This window comes from Serratia sp. JSRIV002 (assembly GCF_019968725.1).
GTDB lineage: Bacteria > Pseudomonadota > Gammaproteobacteria > Enterobacterales > Enterobacteriaceae > Chania > Chania fonticola_B.
On the sequence record NZ_CP074143.1, the window covers coordinates 6,024,948 to 6,039,864 of the forward strand.

Here is a 14,917-nt window from a genome sequence, read left to right on the forward strand (position 1 = left end):
AAGGTTGGCAAGATGGCTTCAGCCCCCGCCAACAGAATTTCTAGCTAGTTAAATCAATCAATTATGAAAAAATAGCACCATAATTGTGTCTGATGAACCGTAGATGTTGTGGGTGGATCCAGATTCCCTCGATCGTTATACCCATATTATCCACAGGTAGATCCCAGCTGATTCACAGAGTACAATACGGCCTCTTGAGTTTAAGGTTGGGATCATTCATTCATGGCAGACATCACTCTGATCAGTGGCAGCACGCTTGGCAGCGCAGAATACGTGGCTGAACATTTGGCCGAGAAACTCGAAGAAGCAGGTTTCTCAACAGAAATGCTGCATGGCCCTGAATTGGATGAATTGACGCTGTCAGGCCGCTGGCTGGTGGTTTCCTCCACTCACGGTGCCGGTGATTTACCAGATAACTTGCAGCCGCTGCTGGAACAACTGGCAGAGCAGCAGCCTGATTTATCTCAGGTGCAGTTTGGTGCCGTCGGTTTGGGCAGTTCTGAGTACGATACCTTCTGTGGTGCGATCAAACAGATCGACGATCTTTTCCAGGCTCGTGGAGCGAAAAGGATCGGCGATCGTCTCGAGATCGACGTGACCCAACATGAAATTCCCGAGGATCCTGCCGAAGAATGGCTGAAGAATTGGATTATTTTACTCTAATTCGGTTAAAGATCGCGCGAACGATTGTGTATAACTAGGCTTGAAAGCAGGGTATAACCGGTAGTTATCCCAATAACAACCGTCGTACGCTTTCTGTCCTGTGGATAACATGCCATTTAGATCTCAGCTTATACTGGCCAGGATCACCGATCATTCACAGCAAACGATCCTGCTTAATCGGCTGATCTTTATGTGGAATAATCACTTATCCACAGAGGATCGCGATCCTAATAAGAGATCTAATAAAGAGATCTTTAAATAAAAAAGATCTTCTTTTAATTACCTAAGATCCTGACCGCTTGGTCGATCGACTAAACTTGAGTAGAATCCTCCCCCCAGGGCAAACAACGATCGTTCGCAAGTACTCCGAGGTGCTGTTCCATGTTTTATCCAGAGCAATTTGACGTCATTATCATCGGTGGTGGCCATGCCGGAACCGAAGCCGCCATGGCTGCGGCACGTATGGGACGTCAGACTTTATTACTGACCCACAATATCGACACGCTGGGACAAATGTCCTGTAATCCGGCGATCGGTGGTATCGGGAAAGGGCATCTGGTCAAGGAAATCGACGCACTCGGCGGGCTGATGGCCAAGGCGATCGACCATGCAGGCATTCAGTTTAGGATACTAAACGCCAGCAAAGGCCCGGCAGTGCGAGCCACTCGAGCTCAGGCAGATCGCGTCCTGTATCGCCAAGCCGTTCGTACCGCATTGGAGAACCAGCCAAACCTGATGATCTTCCAACAACCGGTTGAGGATCTGATCGTCGAGAACGATCGCGTGGTGGGTGCGGTGACCCAGATGGGGCTGAAATTCCGTGCCAAAGCGGTAGTACTGACCGTGGGCACCTTCCTGGATGGCAAGATCCACATCGGCCTGGAAAACTACAGCGGTGGCCGTGCCGGGGATCCTCCGTCGATCTCTTTGTCACAGCGTCTGCGTGAACTGCCTCTGCATGTCAATCGCCTGAAAACGGGTACACCTCCCCGTATCGATGCACGCACCATAGACTTCAGCGTTCTGGCTGAGCAGCATGGCGATACGCCAATCCCAGTGTTTTCTTTCCTGGGCAACGCCAGCCAGCATCCGCAACAGGTGCCGTGCTACATCACGCACACCAATGAAAAAACGCATGACGTGATCCGCAATAACCTCGATCGTAGCCCGATGTATGCCGGGATCATCGAAGGGATCGGCCCACGCTACTGCCCATCGATCGAAGACAAAGTGATGCGCTTTGCCGATCGTAATGCGCACCAGATCTTCCTGGAACCTGAAGGGTTAACCTGCAACGAGATCTACCCGAATGGGATTTCCACCAGTTTGCCGTTTGACGTTCAGATGCAAATCGTACGTTCGATGGAAGGGATGCAAAATGCCCGCATCGTTCGCCCTGGTTATGCCATCGAGTACGATTTCTTCGATCCACGCGATCTGAAGCCGACGTTGGAAAGCAAATTTATTCAAGGGCTGTTCTTCGCAGGCCAGATCAACGGCACCACCGGTTACGAAGAAGCTGCTGCACAAGGCCTGTTGGCCGGGTTGAACGCCGGGCGTTATGCCGTTGAAGACGAAGGCTGGTCACCACGCCGCGATCAGGCTTACCTGGGGGTACTGGTAGACGATCTCAGTACTCTGGGCACCAAAGAGCCGTACCGCATGTTTACCTCACGTGCCGAATACCGTCTGATGTTGCGTGAAGACAACGCCGATCTGCGCCTGACGGAAAAAGGCCGAGAGCTGGGGCTGGTTGACGATGAACGCTGGCAGCGCTACTGCGAAAAGCTTGAGCACATCGAACAGGAACGCCAGCGTCTGCGTGATATCTGGGTGCACCCGCATTCAGAGAACGTCGAACAGGTTAACGTCCTGCTGAAAGCGCCTTTGTCACGCGAAGCCAACGGCGAAGAATTGCTGCGCCGCCCGGAAATGGATTATGGCCAACTGACCGCAGTAGCTGCTTTTGCTCCTGCACTGGCAGACACCGAAGCCGCTGAGCAAGTGGAAATTCAGGTGAAATACGAAGGCTACATCGCTCGCCAGCAAGATGAGATCGACAAGCAGCAGCGCAACGAGAACACCGTGCTGCCGCTTGATCTCGATTATCGTCAGGTCTCCGGATTGTCCAATGAGGTGATCGCCAAATTGAACGATCACAAACCTAACTCGATCGGCCAGGCTTCGCGCATTTCCGGTATCACCCCAGCAGCGATCTCCATTTTGCTGATCTGGCTGAAAAAGCAGGGCTTACTGCGCCGCAGCGCATAAATACGCTCACCGAGTGGCCGTTTGCCTATCTGCTGAGCAAACGGCCGCTGACATCACCTCAAGCCTGAATTATCATAGACTGCCTAAGAGAGCAGTTGCAGATTGGCCTGCTGTTCCACGCCTGTCAGAGGACTCTGTTGTGCAAAAAAAATTGGATTCGTTGCTTTCGGCGGCTGGAATTTCGCTTCCCGATCAACAAAAACAGCAATTGTTGGGCTATGTCGCTATGCTCGACAAGTGGAACAAGGCTTACAACCTCACTTCCGTTCGCGATCCGCAGCAAATGCTGGTGCGTCATATCATGGACAGCATCGTGGTGAATGCCCATCTGACAGGTTCACGCTTTATCGACGTTGGCACCGGCCCTGGTTTGCCTGGCATTCCTTTGGCAATAGTGCGGCCCGATGCGCATTTCACCCTGTTAGACAGCCTGGGCAAGCGCGTACGCTTCCTGCGGCAGGTTCAGCATGAGCTGGGGTTGAACAATATCGAGCCGGTACAGAGCCGTGTAGAAGAGTTTGTGGCAGAACCGCCGTTTGATGGCGTGATCAGCCGTGCTTTTGCTTCACTGCAAGACATGTTGGTCTGGTGTCACCATCTGCCAGCCAAAGGGCAGGGGCGTTTTTATGCGCTGAAAGGGGTTTGCCCGCAAGACGAGTTGGCTCAGTTGCCAGAAGGGATTGCTTTGGAGTCGGTGGTGCGTTTGCAGGTGCCGGAGCTGGAGGGCGAGCGCCATTTGATCGTCCTGAAAGCTCACTAAAGCCAAATCAGAATTGTTTAGCATCAAATAATCAGCGATTGGTGTAGGGTATAGAAGATAAATAGCAAGCAGGCTAATCATATAGGTTCTCCCCTTAGCTTATTTACCTTTGATTAACATTGTTGTGTCAAAAATGCATCATTCCAGTGGGTGATAGTCACGTTAGCAACAATGTGTGAAAGATTCCGATTTGCTGTCAGTGTTAATTGAGTGTTGCTTTATTATTCCTGTGAATGTCAATAAAAGGTTTTTACGGGGTATAAGGATTGTTTTTGAATGGTTACGTTGTAATGATTTGATTTATAATATTTTTTGATCGCCCAAAAAGCTAAAGACCTCGGTCGTGAACCTGGGCTATAACTCATTAATAGTCAGTATTGTGATCGGTTGCACGTTTCTTACCGCAACCGTGGAATAGTCAGACAAATAAATGCGAGCGATTATTCCGGCCATTTTCTTGTGAAAAGAGCCCGAAAAGGGGAAATTTAAATAATTGTTCACCTTTTCGCTACTTATCGATTGAATTCGTTGGAGTGGCCCGTATAATTTGCACGTTTTTTGCTGCTTGACTCAGAACCGCAAAGGCAGTTTTATACGTCGGCATACCCCCTCAGGGGTACGGAGAGAACAAACGTCATGTCTGTGTCCCTGTACAGCGGAAAAGTTGCACGTAAGTTGCTGTTGCTGCAGTTAATGACTTTTGTTTTGATCAGCGCTGCCTTCGGCCTGAAAAGTCTGGAGTGGAGCGGTTCGGCACTGGCAGGTGGCCTGGCTGCCTGGTTACCCAATGCCATGTTTATGCTGTTTGCCTTGCGTCACCAGGCACAGACGCCGGCACCCGGACGGGTTGCCTGGTCGTTCGCCATTGGTGAAGGGCTAAAGGTCGTGATCACCATCGTTTTGCTGATCGTGGCGCTTGGGGTGTTCAAAGTGGCGTTTGTACCGCTTGGCCTGACCTATTTAGCGGTGTTAGTGGTGCAGATAGTGGCACCCGCCGTGATTAACAGTTACCGAAATTAACTAAATAAGGGTAGAGGCATCATGTCTGCAGAGGGATTCAACAGTCCACAGGAGTATATCGGTCACCACCTGACGCAGCTTCAGGTCGGGACTGGTTTTTGGTCGATTAACCTCGACTCGATGTTTTTCTCCGTCGTCCTCGGGGTGGTTTTTCTGGCTATTTTCCGCAAGGTAGCCAAAAACGCCACCAGTGGCGTTCCCGGCAAGCTGCAAACCGCCGTTGAGCTGATCGTTGGCTTTGTCGATAACAGCGTCAAGGATATGTATCACGGCAAGAGCAAGGTGATTGCTCCGTTGGCGCTGACGGTGTTCGTCTGGGTATTCCTGATGAACCTGATGGACCTCATCCCGGTTGACTTCCTGCCTTATATCGGAACCCAGCTTGGTCTGCCGGCACTGCGTGTCGTCCCTACCGCCGACGTGAACATCACGCTGTCGATGGCGTTGGCCGTATTTGTCCTGATCCTGTTCTATAGCATTAAAATGAAAGGCATTGGTGGGTTCGTCAAAGAGTTAACCATGCAGCCGTTCAACCACCCGGTATTTATTCCCATTAACCTGATCCTTGAAGGTGTCAGCCTGCTGTCCAAACCTGTTTCACTGGGTCTGCGACTGTTCGGCAACATGTATGCGGGTGAGTTGATCTTCATCCTGATTGCTGGTCTGTTGCCGTGGTGGTCACAGTGGATGCTGAGTTTGCCTTGGGCAATCTTCCACATCCTGATCATTACGCTTCAAGCCTTTATTTTCATGGTTCTGACGATTGTCTATCTGTCGATGGCGTCTGAAGAGCACTGATTTTCTTAAAACACTTGCACTATTAAACTGAAACAAACTGGAGACTGTCATGGAAAACCTGAATATGGATCTGCTGTACATGGCTGCCGCTATTATGATGGGGTTAGCGGCAATCGGTGCTGCGATCGGTATCGGCATCCTGGGTGGTAAATTCTTGGAAGGCGCTGCACGTCAACCTGATCTGATCCCGCTGTTGCGTACACAGTTCTTTATCGTTATGGGCCTGGTTGACGCCATCCCGATGATCGCTGTTGGTCTGGGTTTGTACGTGATGTTTGCTGTCGCGTAAGTAGGGTTCACACTCTACAAAGAAACCACATTATTAACTTTTAAAGAGGCATTGTGCTGTGAATCTTAACGCAACAATCCTCGGCCAGGCTATCGCGTTCATCCTGTTTGTCTGGTTCTGCATGAAGTATGTATGGCCGCCAATTATGGCTGCCATCGAGAAGCGTCAGAAAGAAATTGCTGATGGCCTCGCTTCCGCAGAACGTGGCAAAAAAGATTTGGACTTAGCGCAAGCCCATGCGACCGACCAGCTGAAAACTGCCAAAGCGGAAGCCCAGGCGATTATTGAGCAAGCAAACAAACGCAAAGCTCAGATCGTGGACGAAGCGAAAGCAGAAGCCGAGCAGGAACGTAACAAAATCGTGGCGCAGGCTCAGGCTGAGATCGAAGCCGAACGTAAGCGCGCTCGTGAAGAGTTGCGTAAGCAAGTCGCGATGCTGGCAATTGCCGGTGCCGAGAAGATCATCGAACGTTCCGTGGATGAAGCTGCTAACAGCGACATCGTTGATAAACTGGTCGCTGAACTGTAAGGAGGGAGGGGCTGATGTCTGAATTTATCACCGTAGCTCGCCCCTACGCCAAAGCAGCTTTTGACTTTGCCGTTGAGAACCAAAGCGTAGAACGCTGGCAGCAAATGCTGGCGTTTACTGCTGTTGTCACGCGTAATGAACAGATGGCGGAACTGCTTTCCGGTGCGGTAGCACCAGAAACCTTGTCCAACACGTTTATTGCGGTTTGTGGCGATGAGCTCGACGAACATGGCCAGAACTTTATCCGTGTAATGGCCGAAAATGGGCGTTTACTGGTCCTTCCTGCGGTGCTGCAACAGTTCATCGAACTGCGCGCCGCGTTGGAATCCACCGTCGAAGTCGAGGTGCTCTCATCGAGCGCACTGAACGACACACAGCAAGCCAAGATTATCGCTGCGATGGAAAAACGTCTGTCACGCAAAGTTAAGCTGAATTGCAAAATTGACAAGTCTGTACTGGCCGGTGTCATTATCCGTGCTGGTGATCTGGTGATCGATGGCAGCGTACGTGGCCGTCTCGAGCGCCTGGCAGACGTCTTGCAGTCTTAAGGGGACTGGAGCATGCAACTGAATTCCACCGAAATCAGCGAACTGATCAAGCAGCGCATTGCTCAGTTCAATGTAGTGAGCGAAGCTCACAATGAAGGTACCATCGTTTCCGTCAGCGACGGGATCATCCGCGTACACGGTTTGGCCGAGGTTATGCAGGGCGAAATGATCGCACTGCCAGGCAACCGTTACGCAATTGCATTGAACCTGGAGCGTGACTCTGTAGGTGCCGTGGTAATGGGTCCGTATTCGGATCTGGCCGAAGGCATGAAGGTAAAATGTACCGGCCGTATTCTGGAAGTTCCGGTTGGCCGTGGCCTGCTGGGCCGCGTAGTCAACACCCTGGGCGCACCTATCGACGGTAAAGGCCCGGTTGACAACGACGGTTTCTCTCCGGTTGAAACTATCGCACCTGGCGTTATCGAACGTCAGTCTGTTGATCAGCCTGTACAGACCGGCTACAAATCGGTCGACGCCATGATCCCAATCGGTCGTGGCCAGCGTGAGCTGGTGATCGGCGACCGTCAAACCGGTAAAACCGCCCTGGCGATCGATGCGATCATCAACCAGCGCGATTCCGGTATCAAATGCGTTTACGTGGCTATCGGCCAGAAAGCGTCCACCATCGCTAACGTGGTGCGCAAGCTGGAAGAGCACGGCGCACTGGCCAACACCATCGTGGTTGTGGCTACCGCGTCAGAATCCGCTGCACTGCAATACCTGGCACCATATGCCGGTTGCGCAATGGGTGAATACTTCCGTGACCGTGGTGAAGATGCGCTGATCGTATACGATGACCTGTCCAAACAGGCCGTTGCTTACCGTCAGATCTCCCTGCTGCTTCGCCGTCCACCAGGTCGTGAAGCTTACCCAGGCGACGTATTCTACCTCCACTCCCGTTTGCTGGAGCGTGCTGCGCGTGTTAACGCCGACTACGTTGAAGCCTTCACCAAAGGTGAAGTCAAAGGCCAAACCGGTTCACTGACCGCTCTGCCGATCATTGAAACCCAGGCGGGTGACGTTTCCGCGTTCGTTCCGACCAACGTAATCTCGATTACCGATGGTCAGATCTTCCTGGAATCCAACCTGTTTAACTCCGGTATTCGTCCGGCGGTTAACCCGGGTATTTCCGTATCCCGTGTGGGTGGTGCAGCACAGACCAAGATCATGAAAAAACTGTCCGGTGGTATTCGTACCGCTCTGGCACAGTATCGTGAACTGGCTGCGTTCTCTCAGTTCGCTTCCGATCTGGACGATGCAACGCGTAAACAGCTGAGCCACGGTCAGAAAGTGACCGAGCTGCTGAAACAGAAACAGTATGCGCCGATGTCCGTCGCACAACAGTCTCTGGTGCTGTTTGCCGCCGAGCGTGGCTACCTGAACGACGTAGAAGTGGCGAAAGTTGTCAGCTTCGAAGCCGCTCTGGTTGCTTTTGCGGACCGCGAGCATGCCGAACTGCTGAACCACATCAACCAAACTGGTGCTTATAACGATGAGATCGAAGGCAAGCTGAAAGGCATCCTCGATACCTTCAAGGCAACCCAGTCCTGGTAACGCATAGCGGCCTGACGTTGCAAGACGGCAGGCCGCTGGCAATGAGGAGAAGCAGAGATGGCCGGCGCAAAAGAGATACGTAGTAAGATCGCCAGCGTGCAAAACACGCAGAAGATCACTAAAGCGATGGAAATGGTCGCCGCCTCCAAAATGCGTAAATCGCAGGAACGCATGGCGGCCAGCCGTCCTTATGCAGAGACCATGCGCGAGGTGATTGGTCACCTGGCTTTAGGGAATCTGGAATATAAGCACCCGTACCTGGATGAGCGTGACGTTAAGCGCGTCGGGTATCTGGTGGTGTCTACTGACCGTGGTCTCTGTGGCGGCTTGAACATCAACCTGTTCAAGAAGCTGTTGGCAGAGATGAAACGCTGGTCTGAAAAAGGCGTTGAAGCTGATTTAGCGCTGATTGGCTCAAAAGCGGCCTCTTTCTTTGGTTCCGTGGGCGGCAACGTGGTTGCCCAGGTGACCGGCATGGGGGATAACCCTTCCCTGTCGGATCTGATCGGTCCAGTGAAAGTGATGCTGCAAGCCTACGACGAAGGTCGTTTAGACAAGCTGTACGTTGTCAGCAACAAATTTGTTAATACGATGTCCCAGGAACCGCAGTTACTGCAACTTCTGCCATTGCCACCTTCTGATGACAGTGAACTGAAGAAAAAATCCTGGGATTACCTGTATGAACCCGATCCAAAAGTGCTGCTTGATACCTTGCTGCGCCGTTATGTGGAATCGCAAGTTTATCAGGGCGTCGTGGAAAACCTGGCCAGCGAGCAGGCCGCACGAATGGTCGCGATGAAAGCCGCAACCGATAACGGCGGTAGCCTGATCAAAGAGCTGCAGTTGGTATACAACAAGGCGCGTCAGGCCAGCATCACTCAGGAACTCACCGAGATCGTTTCGGGAGCCTCCGCGGTTTAAGCTAGGTTTACGAATTACGTAGAGGATTCAAGATGGCTACTGGAAAGATTATCCAGGTAATCGGCGCCGTGGTGGACGTCGAGTTCCCTCAGGATGCCGTACCAAAAGTGTACGACGCTCTTGAGGTCGCAAACGGCTCCGAGAAATTGGTGCTGGAAGTTCAGCAACAGCTGGGTGGCGGCGTGGTTCGCTGTATCGCAATGGGGACCTCAGACGGTCTGCGTCGTGGTCTGGCCGTAACCGACCTGCAGCACCCAATTGAAGTACCGGTAGGTAAAGCTACCCTGGGCCGCATCATGAACGTATTGGGTCAACCAATCGACATGAAGGGCGACATCGGCGAAGAAGAACGTTGGGCTATTCACCGCCCGGCGCCAAGCTACGAAGAGCTGTCCAACTCTCAGGATCTGCTGGAAACCGGTATCAAGGTAATGGACCTGATCTGCCCGTTCGCCAAGGGTGGTAAAGTCGGCCTGTTTGGTGGTGCTGGTGTAGGTAAAACCGTAAACATGATGGAGCTGATCCGTAACATCGCGATCGAGCACTCCGGTTATTCTGTGTTTGCGGGCGTGGGTGAACGTACTCGTGAGGGTAACGACTTCTACCACGAAATGACCGACTCCAACGTACTGGACAAAGTTTCCCTGGTTTACGGCCAGATGAACGAGCCACCTGGTAACCGTCTGCGCGTTGCGCTGACCGGTTTGACCATGGCTGAGAAGTTCCGTGACGAAGGTCGTGACGTACTGCTGTTCGTCGATAACATCTACCGTTATACCCTGGCCGGTACCGAAGTGTCCGCACTTCTGGGCCGTATGCCATCGGCGGTAGGTTATCAGCCAACGCTGGCGGAAGAGATGGGTGTTCTGCAAGAACGTATCACCTCTACCAAGACCGGTTCAATCACCTCTGTGCAGGCTGTTTACGTTCCTGCGGATGACTTGACTGACCCATCACCAGCCACCACCTTTGCTCACTTGGATGCAACCGTGGTACTGAGCCGTAACATCGCTTCTCTGGGTATCTACCCGGCCGTTGACCCGCTGGATTCCACCAGCCGTCAGCTGGATCCGCTGGTAGTTGGCCAGGAGCACTACGACGTAGCGCGTGGCGTGCAGTCTATTCTGCAACGCTACCAGGAACTGAAAGATATCATCGCCATCCTGGGTATGGACGAGTTGTCAGAAGACGACAAGCTGGTTGTATCCCGTGCGCGTAAAATCCAACGTTTCCTGTCTCAGCCGTTCTTCGTGGCAGAAGTCTTTACCGGTTCTCCGGGCAAGTTCGTATCGCTGAAAGACACCATCCGTGGTTTCAAAGGCATTATGGACGGCGACTATGACCACCTGCCGGAGCAGGCGTTCTACATGGTTGGCACCATTGAAGAAGCAGTGGAAAAAGCCAAGAAACTGTAACGCCTTGAGAGGAGGGTGATATGGCTATGACTTACCATCTGGATGTCGTCAGCGCGGAAAAACAGATGTTTTCCGGCCTGGTGCAGAAGATCCAGGTGACAGGCAGCGAAGGCGAACTGGGGATCTTCCCTGGCCATGCGCCGCTGCTGACTGCCATCAAGCCTGGCATGGTGCGTATTGTTAAACAGCACGGTGAAGAAGAGTTCATCTACCTGTCCGGCGGTATCCTTGAGGTACAGCCGAGCGTGGTAACCGTGCTGGCGGACACTGCCATCCGTGGAACGGACCTCGACGAAGCGAGAGCGCTGGAAGCTAAGCGTAAAGCTGAAGAGCACATCCGTAGCTCTCATGGCGATGTCGACTATGCTCAGGCATCTGCTGAACTGGCGAAAGCGATCGCGAAACTGCGCGTTATCGAGCTCACCAGAAAAGCGATGTAAATTCCCGCGTTGCCTGCAGCGTGTGGAAATAAGAAAGCGGCCCCTGTGGGTCGCTTTTTTTTTGTTTTAAAATAAGCGTTTCATCCGGCCAGGCATTGTGCTGTATTAGCGCTGACGGCACCGTGAAGCGTCGCCGATCGCCGACAGTTCTTTTGCGGTTGAATGAGAATACTCCGGATAATCGTAGGCTTAGAGCCACGGGGGGTACGCCGGATTCGTGTAGAGAAATATGTAGTAATTCCGTTTGCAAACGGGTTTACTTTCGTCCATCAAAATGGAGTTATCAGGTTGCTTATGTCTAACAGTACATTAAGCGTGGTCATCCTCGCCGCGGGCAAGGGAACACGCATGTATTCCGACCTTCCCAAGGTATTACATCCGCTGGCGGGTAAGCCGATGGTGCAGCACGTCATTGATGCCGCCATGAAGCTGGGCGCCAAAAACGTCCATCTGGTTTACGGCCACGGCGGCGAGCTGCTGAAAAGCACCCTGCGCAATGATGCACTAAACTGGGTGTTGCAGGCTGAGCAGTTGGGAACTGGCCATGCTATGCAGCAGGCGGCACCGCATTTTGCCGATGATGAAGACGTGCTGATGCTGTATGGCGATGTGCCACTGATCGCCGTCGAAACGCTGACGCGTCTGCTGGCAGCCAAACCTCAGGGGGGGATCGGCCTGCTGACAGTGAAGCTGCAAGACCCGAGCGGTTATGGCCGCATCGTACGCGAAAACGGCACCGTGGTGGGTATTGTCGAACATAAAGATGCCAACGATGAGCTGCGCCAGATTAATGAGATCAACACCGGCATTCTGGTGGCCAATGGCCGCGATCTGAAGCGCTGGCTGGGCAAGTTGAATAATAATAACGCGCAGGGTGAATTCTATATTACCGACATCATTGCCTTGGCGCATGCCGAGGGTAACAAGATTGAGGCGGTACACCCGGCGCGCCTGAGCGAAGTTGAAGGCGTGAATAACCGTCTGCAACTGTCGCAGCTTGAACGCGTGTATCAGGCCGAGCAGGCGGAGAAGCTGCTGCTGGCTGGCGTGATGCTGTTGGATCCGGCACGCTTCGATCTGCGTGGCGTACTGGAACATGGCCGTGATATCTCCATCGATGCTAACGTGATTATCGAAGGCATGGTCAAGCTGGGTAACCGCGTGAAGATCGGTGCTGGCTGCGTACTGAGAGACTGCGTGATTGGCGACGACTGCGAGATCAGCCCTTACAGCGTGCTGGAAAATGCGCAGCTGGAAGCGGCCTGTACCGTTGGCCCATTTGCCCGTCTGCGCCCTGGGGCCGAACTGGCAGAAGGTGCCCACGTTGGTAACTTCGTGGAAATCAAGAAGGCCCGCCTGGGCAAAGGCTCCAAAGCCGGCCACCTGAGCTATCTGGGCGACGCCGAAATTGGCGACGATGTGAATATCGGTGCCGGTACCATTACCTGTAACTACGACGGTGCCAACAAGCACAAAACCATTATCGGCGACGGCGTGTTTGTCGGTTCGGACACTCAGTTGGTGGCTCCGGTCACCGTAGGCAAAGGGGTGACGATCGCTGCCGGTACCACGGTGACCCGTGATATTGCGGATAATGAGCTGGTGTTGAGCCGGGTCAAGCAGGTGCACATTCAAGGCTGGGAGCGTCCAACCAAGAAATAGTAATATTTTTACCTCCCTCTCCTTTGGGAGAGGGGTTTTGCTCTGTACTTTCGCTAAAGAGCACAGAGCAAAACATAATAACCCCATTCTCTACAGGCTCGGGGAAGCACGGTAAAACCGGCAAAAATCAGGTCAAGGCATCGCAAGTGCCCTGAAAGGCACTTAATTAGGAATACGACTAATGTGTGGAATTGTAGGTGCAGTAGCACAACGTGATATCTCAGAAATCTTGTTGGAAGGTTTACGTCGTCTCGAATACCGTGGTTATGATTCAGCGGGTCTGGCCGTGGTGGATAGCGAGGGGAACGTCAGCCGTCTACGTCGTGTCGGTAAAGTACAAAAACTGGCTGAAGCGGCAGAGCAACAGGATCTGCATGGTGGTACCGGGATTGCCCATACCCGTTGGGCGACGCATGGTGAACCTTCAGAAGCGAACGCGCATCCTCATGTTTCAGATTACATCGCGGTGGTGCATAACGGCATCATCGAAAACTACGAACCGCTGCGCGAACAACTGATTGAGCGTGGCTATCACTTCAGTTCTGAAACTGATACCGAGGTGATTGCTCACCTGGTGCATTGGGAACAGAAGCAGGGCGGTACGCTGCTGGAAGTGGTTCAGCGTGTGATCCCGCAGTTGCGTGGCGCTTATGGCACCGTGGTGATGGATAGCCGTGATCCGAGCGTATTGGTGGCTGCCCGTTCAGGTAGCCCGCTGGTGATTGGCCGTGGCGTAGGCGAAAACTTCATTGCCTCCGACCAACTGGCCCTGCTGCCGGTAACCCGCCGCTTTATCTTCCTGGAAGAAGGCGACGTGGTAGAAGTGACCCGCCGCACCGTCAGCATTTTTGACAAGCAGGGTAATGCGATTGAGCGCCCGGAGATCGAATCTCAGGTGCAATACGACGCCGGTGACAAAGGCGCGTACCGTCATTACATGCAAAAAGAGATTTTTGAGCAGCCAATGGCGCTGAAAAACACCCTTGAGGGGCGTTTCAGCCATGGCAAGATCGACCTGAGTGAGCTTGGCTCGCACGCTGACGAACTGCTGTCAAAAGTGCAGCACGTGCAGATCATCGCCTGTGGGACTTCTTACCACTCGGGGATGGTGGCTCGTTACTGGTTCGAGGCGCTGGCCGGTGTGCCTTGTGACGTCGAGATCGCCTCTGAATTCCGTTATCGCAAGTCAGCGGTACGCCCAGGCAGCCTGATCATCACCCTGTCTCAATCCGGTGAGACGGCTGATACGCTGGCAGCGCTGCGCCTGTCCAAAGAGCTGGGCTATTTGGGTTCTCTGGCGGTGTGCAACGTGGCGGGTTCTTCGCTGGTGCGTGAATCCGATCTGGCGCTGATGACCAAGGCCGGTACCGAAATCGGCGTTGCTTCCACCAAAGCCTTTACCACCCAGCTTGCTGTATTGCTGATGCTGGTGGCGCGTTTGGGCCGCCTGAAAGGCATGGCGGAAAGCGTAGAGCATGACATTGTGCACGGTCTGCAAGCGTTGCCTGCGCGTATCGAGCAGATGCTGTCATTGGACAAGAGCATCGAAGCGCTGGCGGAAGGTTTCTCTGACAAGCATCATGCCTTGTTCCTTGGCCGCGGCGATCAATACCCGATCGCGATGGAAGGGGCGCTGAAGCTTAAAGAGATCTCCTATATCCACGCCGAGGCGTACGCCGCCGGTGAGCTTAAGCACGGCCCGCTGGCATTAATCGATGCCGACATGCCAGTGATCGTGGTTGCGCCTAACAACGAGCTGTTGGAGAAGCTTAAATCCAATATCGAAGAGGTGCGTGCCCGTGGTGGCCAGCTATATGTGTTTGCCGACCAGGATGCTGGCTTCGTCAGCAGCGAAGGGATGACCATCATCCCACTGCCGCACGTGGAAGAAATCGTCGCACCGATCTTCTACACCGTGCCGTTGCAGCTTTTGTCCTATTACGTCGCCCTGATCAAAGGTACCGATGTGGATCAGCCACGTAACTTGGCGAAGTCGGTTACCGTGGAATAATCGTTAACCTTCCTGCTATGAATACCGTGTTGGGTG

At 53.1% G+C, this 14,917-nt stretch carries 14 protein-coding genes; all 14 read left to right on the forward strand.

Features of this window, described 5'->3' with window-relative positions:
- Positions 1-222: 222 nt before the first annotated feature.
- The 14 genes from mioC (at position 223) to glmS (ending at position 14,881) form a co-directional block, all read left to right on the forward strand.
- The gene (mioC, locus tag KGP26_RS28260; RefSeq protein WP_024484681.1) at positions 223-663 is read left to right on the forward strand and encodes an FMN-binding protein MioC; all 441 of its coding nucleotides are present in this window, start codon (positions 223-225) and stop codon (positions 661-663) included.
- Positions 664-1,044: 381 nt separating this feature from the next.
- Positions 1,045-2,934: a tRNA uridine-5-carboxymethylaminomethyl(34) synthesis enzyme MnmG gene (mnmG, locus tag KGP26_RS28265; protein WP_223664854.1), complete on the forward strand. Its 1,890-nt coding sequence runs from the start codon at positions 1,045-1,047 to the stop codon at positions 2,932-2,934.
- 139 nt (positions 2,935-3,073) lie between these two features.
- The gene (rsmG, locus tag KGP26_RS28270; protein ID WP_223664855.1) at positions 3,074-3,694 is read left to right on the forward strand and encodes a 16S rRNA (guanine(527)-N(7))-methyltransferase RsmG; all 621 of its coding nucleotides are present in this window, start codon (positions 3,074-3,076) and stop codon (positions 3,692-3,694) included.
- 636 nt (positions 3,695-4,330) lie between these two features.
- Complete coding sequence (gene atpI / locus KGP26_RS28275; protein WP_021181431.1) at positions 4,331-4,714, forward strand: F0F1 ATP synthase subunit I; 384 nt, start codon at positions 4,331-4,333, stop codon at positions 4,712-4,714.
- Positions 4,715-4,735: 21 nt separating this feature from the next.
- Positions 4,736-5,512, forward strand: coding sequence for a F0F1 ATP synthase subunit A (gene atpB, locus KGP26_RS28280; protein ID WP_021181430.1), 777 nt, complete (start codon positions 4,736-4,738; stop codon positions 5,510-5,512).
- Between the two features lie 49 nt (positions 5,513-5,561).
- Positions 5,562-5,801, forward strand: a complete 240-nt coding sequence (atpE, locus tag KGP26_RS28285; RefSeq protein ID WP_004393045.1) for a F0F1 ATP synthase subunit C — start codon at positions 5,562-5,564, stop codon at positions 5,799-5,801.
- Between the two features lie 58 nt (positions 5,802-5,859).
- Complete coding sequence (gene atpF / locus KGP26_RS28290) at positions 5,860-6,330, forward strand: F0F1 ATP synthase subunit B (protein WP_021181429.1); 471 nt, start codon at positions 5,860-5,862, stop codon at positions 6,328-6,330.
- A gap of 14 nt (positions 6,331-6,344) precedes the next feature.
- Positions 6,345-6,878, forward strand: a complete 534-nt coding sequence (atpH, locus tag KGP26_RS28295) for a F0F1 ATP synthase subunit delta (protein ID WP_024527380.1) — start codon at positions 6,345-6,347, stop codon at positions 6,876-6,878.
- Positions 6,879-6,890: 12 nt separating this feature from the next.
- Positions 6,891-8,432, forward strand: coding sequence for a F0F1 ATP synthase subunit alpha (atpA, locus tag KGP26_RS28300; RefSeq protein ID WP_021181427.1), 1,542 nt, complete (start codon positions 6,891-6,893; stop codon positions 8,430-8,432).
- A gap of 57 nt (positions 8,433-8,489) precedes the next feature.
- Positions 8,490-9,353 (forward strand): F0F1 ATP synthase subunit gamma, encoded by an 864-nt coding sequence (gene atpG / locus KGP26_RS28305; protein WP_059199283.1) that lies wholly within the window; start codon positions 8,490-8,492, stop codon positions 9,351-9,353.
- A gap of 32 nt (positions 9,354-9,385) precedes the next feature.
- Positions 9,386-10,768, forward strand: a complete 1,383-nt coding sequence (gene atpD, locus KGP26_RS28310) for a F0F1 ATP synthase subunit beta (protein WP_021181425.1) — start codon at positions 9,386-9,388, stop codon at positions 10,766-10,768.
- A 20-nt stretch (positions 10,769-10,788) separates the two neighbouring features.
- Positions 10,789-11,208, forward strand: coding sequence for a F0F1 ATP synthase subunit epsilon (locus tag KGP26_RS28315; protein WP_004933814.1), 420 nt, complete (start codon positions 10,789-10,791; stop codon positions 11,206-11,208).
- Positions 11,209-11,502: 294 nt separating this feature from the next.
- On the forward strand, positions 11,503-12,870 hold the full coding sequence (gene glmU, locus KGP26_RS28320; protein WP_223664856.1) for a bifunctional UDP-N-acetylglucosamine diphosphorylase/glucosamine-1-phosphate N-acetyltransferase GlmU: 1,368 nt from the start codon (positions 11,503-11,505) through the stop codon (positions 12,868-12,870).
- A 181-nt stretch (positions 12,871-13,051) separates the two neighbouring features.
- Positions 13,052-14,881, forward strand: a complete 1,830-nt coding sequence (gene glmS, locus KGP26_RS28325) for a glutamine--fructose-6-phosphate transaminase (isomerizing) (RefSeq protein WP_094982457.1) — start codon at positions 13,052-13,054, stop codon at positions 14,879-14,881.
- The last annotated feature ends 36 nt before the right edge of the window (positions 14,882-14,917 follow it).